The sequence below is a fragment of the Streptomyces sp. NPDC002536 genome, from assembly GCF_053594995.1.
In genome coordinates, this window is record NZ_JBSFWU010000176.1 from 1 (window position 1) to 8,240 (window position 8,240).

General features: G+C 73.8%; 8 protein-coding genes. 5 read left to right on the forward strand and 3 right to left on the reverse strand.

Going from position 1 to position 8,240, the window contains the following annotated elements; genetic code table 11:
- Positions 1-147: 147 nt before the first annotated feature.
- On the reverse strand, positions 148-1,299 hold the full coding sequence (locus ACWD4B_RS34180) for a DUF3152 domain-containing protein (RefSeq protein WP_451424424.1): 1,152 nt from the start codon (positions 1,297-1,299) through the stop codon (positions 148-150).
- Positions 1,292-2,278: an alpha/beta fold hydrolase gene (locus ACWD4B_RS34185; RefSeq protein WP_451424425.1), complete on the reverse strand. Its 987-nt coding sequence runs from the start codon at positions 2,276-2,278 to the stop codon at positions 1,292-1,294. The genes ACWD4B_RS34180 and ACWD4B_RS34185 overlap by 8 nt, the downstream gene beginning before the upstream one ends.
- Before the next feature lie 140 nt (positions 2,279-2,418).
- On the opposite strand from ACWD4B_RS34185, the gene ACWD4B_RS34190 reads away from it, so the two are divergent.
- From ACWD4B_RS34190 to ACWD4B_RS34205, 4 genes are all read left to right on the forward strand, one after another.
- The gene (locus ACWD4B_RS34190) at positions 2,419-2,637 is read left to right on the forward strand and encodes a hypothetical protein (RefSeq protein ID WP_451424426.1); all 219 of its coding nucleotides are present in this window, start codon (positions 2,419-2,421) and stop codon (positions 2,635-2,637) included.
- Positions 2,638-2,805: 168 nt separating this feature from the next.
- Entirely contained in the window at positions 2,806-3,459 is a 654-nt protein-coding gene (locus tag ACWD4B_RS34195; protein ID WP_451424427.1) for a TetR/AcrR family transcriptional regulator, read from the forward strand.
- Positions 3,460-3,615: 156 nt separating this feature from the next.
- A complete protein-coding gene (locus ACWD4B_RS34200) occupies positions 3,616-3,843 on the forward strand; it encodes a DUF3107 domain-containing protein (protein WP_336414185.1) in 228 nt (75 codons plus the stop codon).
- A gap of 184 nt (positions 3,844-4,027) precedes the next feature.
- Positions 4,028-4,309 (forward strand): hypothetical protein, encoded by a 282-nt coding sequence (locus tag ACWD4B_RS34205; protein ID WP_336414186.1) that lies wholly within the window; start codon positions 4,028-4,030, stop codon positions 4,307-4,309.
- Between the two features lie 54 nt (positions 4,310-4,363).
- On the opposite strand, the gene ACWD4B_RS34210 is transcribed toward ACWD4B_RS34205, so the two are convergent.
- Complete coding sequence (locus ACWD4B_RS34210) at positions 4,364-5,098, reverse strand: ferritin-like fold-containing protein (RefSeq protein WP_451424428.1); 735 nt, start codon at positions 5,096-5,098, stop codon at positions 4,364-4,366.
- A gap of 520 nt (positions 5,099-5,618) precedes the next feature.
- Here ACWD4B_RS34210 and ACWD4B_RS34215 point away from each other — a divergent pair.
- Positions 5,619-8,240, forward strand: a 2,622-nt coding sequence (locus ACWD4B_RS34215) for a DEAD/DEAH box helicase (RefSeq protein WP_451424429.1), incomplete at its 3' end; no start/stop codon positions are given.

Sequence of the window (8,240 nt, forward strand, 5' to 3'; positions counted from 1 at the left end):
GACGCAGGTGACGATCGAGTACGACGGTGCGAAGGCCGTCCGTCTCGACACGGTGGTCGTGTCCTCGCAGCACGCGGGTCCGGGGCGAAGCCCCGAGAACCTCGGCTGCAGGCGCGTCGTGGTTGCTCGCGCAGTTCCCCGCGCCCCTTACGGGGCCGGGTACGGCCAAGGGTTGGCCCGGCACGTCTTCCCGTCCGTCGACAGAAACTTCGTCTGCTGCATCATCACCGGCGCCAGCGCCCCCTGCTTTTCGCAGGTCTCGTGGTCGTGCCCCAGCCGGTGGCCGACCTCGTGGTTGATCAGCATCTGCCGGTAGGCGTGCATCTGGTCGCCGTAGGTCTGCGAACCCTGCGCCCAGCGATAGGCGTTGATCATGACGCGGTCGGTCGCGGCGGAGTCGCAGGAGACGTTGTCCTCGGTGGTGTCCAGGCCGGACTTCGCGCACCAGGCCGCGGTCGTCTGCGGGCTGGCCAGGGTGATGACGAAGTCGGGCGTGCCGGACGAGACGCGCTCGAAGGTGCGGGTGCCGCCGTGCCCCCAGCTGCGGTCGTCGTTGAGGGTGCGGTGCACAGCCGTGGCGAAGAGCGTGCCGTCGAGCGGCAGCCCTCTCTCCACGTCAACGCGGTAGCGCAGGACTTCACCCTTGCCGGGGGCGCTGTCGTGGCCGCCCATGGTGGCGAATTCGCCCGTTCCCTTGGCGGCCGGGTCCAGCGGGTACTTGCGGCCCATCTGCTGCTCGTACGTGGCCGGGAGCTCGGCGCCGCCGTTGGGGGTCGGCCGGCTGTCGGAGCGCGAGGCGGCGCCGTCGCCCTGCCGGCCGTCCGTGTCCGCGGCGCGCGCCTGGGCCCTGCTCTCCTGGCCGTCCTCGACCTGTCCGGCGACGGCGACGGCCAGCACTGCGGTCACCACGGCGGCGGCCACCCCGGTCACGGTGCGCACCACGCCGCTGCTGCCGGCCCGGTGGGTGCCGCCCGACGGCCCGGCAGCCTCGCGACGCGGCTCGGGCACCCCGGCGCGCCCGTCCCCGGAGGGGGTGAAGCCGGGAGTGAAGGACGCCTCGCCCTTGACGTATCCGGTCGGCCCGCGGCCGGAACCGCCGTACCCGCCGGTCCCCTGCGCGCGCTGCGATCCGATGACTCCCCAGCCCAGGACGGGGTCGCGCGGAGCCCCGGCGGGCGCGCCGGGTCCGGGCAGGGGGTCGTCCGTGTCGCGGCCGGCCGGGGCGCGCCGGCGGCCCGTACCGGGGGCGGCAGCCGGCCCGTCGGCGGGCCGGTCCGCTCGTGCGCTGTGTTTACCCACGGGGCGGGGCGCTCCGTCCAGTCGTCGTGGCGGTGTCCGCGAGCAGCTCGCGGAAGGCGCGGGCCACCGCGCCGGGGTCCTCCATCATGGCGATATGTCCCGACTCCAGCAGTGTCAGCAGGCGCGAGTCGCGGAAAGCCGCGCCCGCCCGCCGGGCCATACGGTACGAGACGAGCTGATCGCGCATCCCGTACACGAGCAGAGTAGGGGCAAGAACCCGTTCCGCCTGGCGCCACAGCGAATGCTGCCCGCCCAGGGTGTACGCGTCCACGATGCCGCGCGCCGAACGCGCCATCACGTCCCAGAAGTACGGGAGTTCCAGCCGTCGCCGGTACTCCTCGACCGCCAGTGCGAACGCCTCCGGTGTCACCCGTGCGGGGTCGCCGTAGGTGAGCGCGAGCAGTTCGCGCGTGCGCTGCTCCGGGCTCCAGTCCCGGGTGGCCTTGGCGAAGAGGGAGACGAGGCCCGGCACCGCGAGCAGCCCGGTCGGCAGGGCCGTGCGCTGCGGGCGCAGTTCCGGCAGGGCGGGCGAGACCAGGGTGAGCGTGCGGACGAGGTCCGGCCGGACGGCCGCCACGCGTGTGGCGATCGCACCGCCCATGGAGTTGCCGACCAGGTGCACGGGCCCGCGGCCCGAGGCGTCGAGGTGACGGACGACCACGCGCGCGTACCCGGCGATGGAGTAGTCGCCGTCCTGCGGCGGCGGCGCGTCGCCGAAGCCCGGCAGGTCGAGCGCCTCGCCGTCGACGGTGTCCGCGAGCGGCTCCATGAGAGCGGACCAGTTCTGCGAGGATCCGCCGAGTCCGTGCACGTAGAGGGCGGGCGGCAGCCCCTCCCGCACGGGCGGCCGAGAACGCACGGCGAGCGTGACGCCCGGCAGGGTCACCGTGCGCAGCTCCTCGCCCTCGGCGACCCGCGAGGGCCGCGAGGGCGGCACCACGGGGACGACACGGGCGTGCGGCGACTCGGTCGATGGCATGCGGGCAATGTTACGAGACGATCACGCCGGGACCTCTGTGGCGGCGGTCACAGATCGCCTGGCGGTACGGAGCCAGGTCTCCTAGGCTCGTACCAAGGAGTACGAGGGCGCACATCCTGGATGCCGGAAAGAGGTTCCGCATGCCCGTGGATCCGATGGACCCCGACACCTTCGAGGACGAGACCGACGCCGCGGAGTTCGACGTGGAGGCCCCCGAGGCGGACGCCGCGGAGCAGCACACGGAGCTCGCCCCGCACCGGGACGAGCCACTGGAGCACATCGACCCGGGCGCGGCGAACGAGGCGGACCGCGCCGAGCAGGCCCGGGTGGTGGAAATCGACGAGGACGACTACCGCTGACCCACGGTCGCCGCGGGCGGCGCGGAATGCGATTTGTCGGGAATTTGTCGGCTTCCCACAGCGTCCGGGATGCGAAATTCTCCGCTCCGACCACGCACGGCCCGGTTACCCAAAAGTACGATGGCGGGCGCGGCGTGGGCCGTGCACAGAACAATCATGGGAGGCGGCGTGACAGCCATCGAGCAGACCGAGGCGCGCCCGCGAGGCACGCGCCTGCCGCGCCGAGCCCGACGCAATCAGCTCCTGGGCGCGGCCCAGGAGGTCTTCGTGGCCCAGGGCTACCACGCGGCGGCGATGGACGACATCGCCGAGCGGGCCGGGGTCAGCAAGCCGGTGCTCTACCAGCACTTCCCGGGCAAGCTCGACCTCTACCTGGCCCTGCTGGACCAGCACTGCGAGAGCCTGCTCCAGGCGGTGCGCACGGCCCTGGCCTCCACCAGCGAGAACAAGCTCCGCGTGGCGGCCACCATGGACGCCTACTTCGCCTACGTCGAGGACGAGGGCGGCGCCTTCCGGCTCGTCTTCGAGTCCGACCTGACCAACGAGCCGGCCGTGCGCGAGCGCGTCGAGCGGGTGTCTCTGGAGTGCGCGGAGGCGATCAGCGAGGTCGTCGCCGAGGACACCGGCCTGTCCAAGGACGAGGCCATGCTGCTGGCCGTCGGCCTGGGCGGCGTCTCCCAGGTGGTCGCCCGCTACTGGCTCTCCAGCGAGAGTACGGTCCCGCGCGAGACGGCCGTCCAGCTGCTGACCTCGCTGGCCTGGCGCGGCATCGCGGGCTTCCCCAAGGTCGGGCACGAGAAGGCCGCGTCCGACAACCACTGAGGCCACGCCCGGTGCGCGTGTTCGCTGCGAGCGTGCGGGGACCGGCCCGGCCCGCCCCCGTACCGGGCTAATGTGTGGAACGTACCGGCGCGGCTGGCCGCGCACCCCTCCCCCGGGCCCTGCCAGGGGGACCGCACACCTTCGGAGGGACAGGCCGTGGAGGTCAAGATCGGCGTGCAGCACTCGCCCCGCGAGATCGTGCTGGAGAGCGGGCAGACTGCCGAGGAAGTCGAGCGCCAGGTCACCGAGGCACTGGCCGGCAAGGCGCAGCTGCTGTCGCTGACGGACGACCGCGGGCGCAAGGTCCTGGTCCCGGCCGACCGCCTGGCGTACGTGGAGATCGGCGAGCCCGCCGTGCGCAAGGTCGGCTTCGGCGCGATGTGACGCCCGAGCACGAACGGAAGGCCCCGGTGCGGGAATGCACCGGGGCCTTCGCCGTGTCGTAACGGACAGGAGCGTCACGGGTGACGGGCGACCGGAACGAGGGTTGCCCGTCACGGTCCGGGGGTAACACCGCTACGACCGATTTGCACCCCGCTCCTCGGCCACCGCACGGGAGGGTATCCACATGCTCCTCTGGGAAGCGCTCGGCTCGGTCCTCATCGGCCTCGCCGTCTCCTACGGAGCCCTGCGCTGGCTGCCCGAGCGGTTCGGCCACTTCGGGTCGCGCCCCCTGGCGCTGGCCACGGGGCCGGGCGCCGCGCTCTTCGGCGCCCTGCTGGCCCACTCGGTGCTCGGCCCCGGGCATCTGCTCGCCACCCTGGGGGTGTCGCTGGGCGTGGCCGTCGCACTGCTGTCCCTGCTGCTCCGGCCGGACCCCCGCCGCCCCCGCCGGTCAGCCACGGCCTGAGCCGGCGGGCGCCGGAACCGGGGGGCGTGCAGGGTGTTCCGCTTACTCCGGCGGCTACGCCGCCAGACCCAGCGCGGCCATCCGCTTGGTGTGCGCCTCGGTGATCCGCGAGAACATCTTGCCGACCTCCGCGAGGTCGAAGCCGTCGGCCACCCCGCCCACCAGCATGGTGGACAGGGCGTCGCGGTCGGCGACCACCCGCTGCGCCTGCGAGAGCGCCTCGCCCATCAGCCGGCGCGCCCACAGCGCGAGCCGCCCGCCGACCCGGGGCTCGGCCTCGATCGCGGCCCGGACCTTCTCGACCGCGAAGGTGGCGTGGCCGGTGTCGTCGAGCACCGCGAGCACCAGGGCCCGGGTGTCGGAGTCCAGCCGCACCGCGACCTCGCGGTAGAAGTCGCTGGCGATCGAGTCGCCCACATACGCCTTGACCAGGCCCTCCAGCCAGTCCGAGGGCGCGGTCTGGCGGTGGAACTCGTCCAGTGCCGCGGCGAAGGGCTCCATGGCGGCGGTGGGGTCCGCCTCGATCGCCGCGAGCCGGTCGCGCAGCCGCTGGAAGTGCTGGAACTCCGCGGAGGCCATCTTGGCCAGCTCGGCCTTGTCGTCCAGCGAGGGCGCCAGCTTGGCGTCCTCGGCCAGCCGCTCGAAGGCGGCCAGCTCGCCGTAGGCGAGCGCGCCGAGCAGGTCCACGACCGCGGCCCGGTACTGCGGGTCGGCGGAGGCCGTGGCCCAGTCCTGGGCGGCGATTCCGGTGTGCTCTGCGGCGTTCTCGGGCGTCCCGTGCGTCTCCATGGACCGAACGATAGCCCGCCCCGCACCGGTGGGAAGGCCCTGGTCAGCCGGTTCGTCCTGAACCGTCCCGAGGATTGTCCGGACACACATGCGGCTTTCCGGGGTACAGTGCTAGGAGGCCAGCCGACTCTTCGGCCGGCCGCACCCAAGCTGTGTCTCTCGGGAACAGGTCCCCTGAGCTCCAGCGGATGCCCGGTCGGTGGCCCGATCGGCTTCCACAAAACCGACCGCCCTCCCCGCGGTACGCACGAGACGTGCGCACACCTGGAGGGATCCGCTCGCGGCACGCGTGCACGAGCGAAGGCAGTGGTCCCGCGCCACCCGGCCCCCGGCCGGGATCGGTACCCCGGCGCGGTACGTACGACCCCACGTACGACCCCCTTCGCCGCCCCGCGCCGCGTCTCACAGAAGAGGCGAACCGCTGAATTCTCAGCCCACTTTCCGAGACCTCGGGATTCTGCCCGAGACCGCCGAGGCCCTGGAAGCCGTCGGCATCGTCCACCCGTTCCCCATCCAGGAGATGACGCTCCCCGTAGCCCTCGGCGGCTCCGACGTCATCGGCCAGGCCAAGACCGGCACCGGCAAGACGCTGGGCTTCGGCCTGCCCCTGCTGGAGCGCGTCGTCGTCCCGGCCGACGTCGAGGCGGGCCGGGCCACGCCCGAGCAGCTCTCCGACGCGCCGCAGGCCCTGATCGTCGTCCCCACCCGCGAGCTGTGCCAGCAGGTCACCAACGACCTGCTCACCGCGGGCAAGGTCCGTAACGTCCGGGTCCAGGCGATCTACGGCGGCCGGGCCTACGAGCCGCAGGTCGAGGCGCTCAAGAAGGGCGTCGACGTGATCGTCGGCACCCCCGGCCGGCTGCTCGACCTCGCCGGCCAGAAGAAGCTCAGCCTGGCGCACGTCAAGGCGCTCGTCCTCGACGAGGCCGACGAGATGCTCGACCTGGGCTTCCTGCCGGACGTCGAGCGCATCATCACGATGCTCCCGGCGAAGCGTCAGACGATGCTCTTCTCGGCAACCATGCCGGGCGCCGTCATCTCGCTCGCGCGCCGCTACATGTCGCAGCCGACGCACATCCGCGCCGCCGAGCCGGACGACCAGGGCCAGACGCACGCCCACATCGCCCAGCACGTCTACCGCGCCCACTCCATGGACAAGCCGGAGATGGTCGCCCGCATCCTGCAGGCGGAGGGCCGCGCCCTCGCGATGATCTTCTGCCGCACCAAGCGGACGGCGGCGGACATCGCCGAGCAGCTCACCCGCCGGGGCTTCGCCGCCGGCGCCGTCCACGGCGACCTCGGCCAGGGCGCCCGCGAGCAGGCGCTGCGCGCCTTCCGCAACGGCAAGGTCGACGTGCTCGTCTGCACCGACGTGGCCGCGCGCGGCATCGACGTCGACAACGTCACGCACGTCATCAACTACCAGTCCCCCGAGGACGAGAAGACCTACCTGCACCGCGTCGGCCGCACCGGCCGCGCGGGCAAGGCGGGTACGGCCATCACCCTGGTCGACTGGGACGACATCCCGCGCTGGAAGCTGATCAACAAGGCGCTGGAGCTGCCGTTCGACGAGCCGGAGGAGACGTACTCCTCCTCCGCGCACCTGTACGAGCAGCTGAACATCCCCGCCGGCACCAAGGGCATCCTGCCGCGCTCGGAGCGCACCCGCGCCGGGCTCGACGCGGAGGTGCTCGAGGACCTCGGCGAGCCCGGGGGCCGCGGACGCGGCCGGGACCGGGACCGGGGGCCGCGCCAGACGGAGGAGCGCCCCGCCGAGCGCACCCGTACGCCGCGCAGCCGGCGCCGCACGCGCAACGGTGCGCCGCTCGCCGCCACGGCGGAGGCCGCCGTGGCCACGCCGGAGACCGTGGACGCCGCCGGGGCCTCCGCCCCGGAGACGCCTGCCCGCCCGCGCCGCCGGCGCCGGACGCGGACCGGTTCCGCAGGGGCTGCGGTCGCGGCGGCTGCGGTCACCGCGCTGCCGGTCGCCGAGGACGCCCCGGCCGCTGCGACGGCCGTGGTGCCGGAGCCGGAGGCCCCGGCGAAGCCGCGCCGCCGCCGCACGCGGGGCACCTCCCCCGAGGCGGGGGCCGTCGCCGAGGCAGCCGTCACGACGGTGGAGGCCGTCGAGGCCGAGCCGGTCCGGCGCACGCGCACCCGGAAGACCGTCGTGGCCGAGCCGGCCGCCGCCGTGGCCGAGGCGAAGCCGAAGCGGACCCGCGCGGCGGTCAAGAAGGCCGTCGAGGCCGAGTCCGTCACCTTCGAGACGGTCGAGGTCGCGGCGAAGCGCCTGCGCGCCGCAGCCAAGAAGGCCGAGGCCGCGGTCGAGACCGCAGTCGAAACCGCAGTCGAGACCGTGGAAGCCGCCGAGGCGAAGCCGGTGCGGCGCACCCGCGCCACGGCGAAGAAGGCCGAGGCCGCGGTCGACACCGCAGAGGCGGTCGAGGCCAAGCCGAAGCGCACCCGCGCGGCTGCCAAGAAGGCCGTCGAGGCCGAGCCGGTTGCCGCCGAAGCCGAGGCCAAGCCGGTACGGCGCACCCGCACCAAGAAGGCCGTCGAGGCCGAGCCCGAGGCGACCGAGGCTGCGCCGAAGCGCACCCGCGCCGCCGCCAAGAAGGCCGAGGCCGTCGTCGACACCGCCGAGGCGGTCGAGGCGAAGCCGAAGCGCACCCGCGCCACGGCGAAGAAGGCCGTCGAGGCCGCGACGGAGACGGCCGAGGCCGCCCCCAAGCGCACCCGCGCCGCCGCCAAGAAGGCGGAAGCCGCGGTCGACACCGCGGAGGCCGCGGAGGCCGCCGAGGTCAAGCCGAAGCGCACCCGCGCTGCCGCGAAGAAGGCCGAGGCCGTCGTCGACACCGCCGAGGCGGTCGAGGCGAAGCCGAAGCGGACGCGTACCACCGCCGCCAAGAAGGCGGAGGCTGCCGTCGACACGGCCGAGGCCAAGCCGAAGCGCACCCGCGCGGCCGCCAAGAAGGCCGTCGAGGCCGAACCGGTTGCCGCCGAAGCCGAGGCCAAGCCCGTGCGGCGCACCCGCACCAAGAAGGCCGTCGAGGCCGCGACGGAGACGGCCGAGGCCGCCCCCAAGCGCACCCGCGCCGCCGCCAAGAAGGCCGAGGCCTCGGCGGTGTCGACCGCGGCCTCG

Excerpts from the sequence above, each read along its gene's own strand:
- ACWD4B_RS34185 (WP_451424425.1), bottom strand. The coding sequence starts at position 2,278 with ATGCCATCGACCGAGTCGCCGCACGCCCGTGTCGTCCCCGTGGTGCCG.
- ACWD4B_RS34190 (WP_451424426.1), top strand. The coding sequence starts at position 2,419 with ATGCCCGTGGATCCGATGGACCCCGACACCTTCGAGGACGAGACCGAC.
- ACWD4B_RS34205 (WP_336414186.1), top strand. The coding sequence starts at position 4,028 with ATGCTCCTCTGGGAAGCGCTCGGCTCGGTCCTCATCGGCCTCGCCGTC.
- ACWD4B_RS34210 (WP_451424428.1), bottom strand. The coding sequence starts at position 5,098 with ATGGAGACGCACGGGACGCCCGAGAACGCCGCAGAGCACACCGGAATC.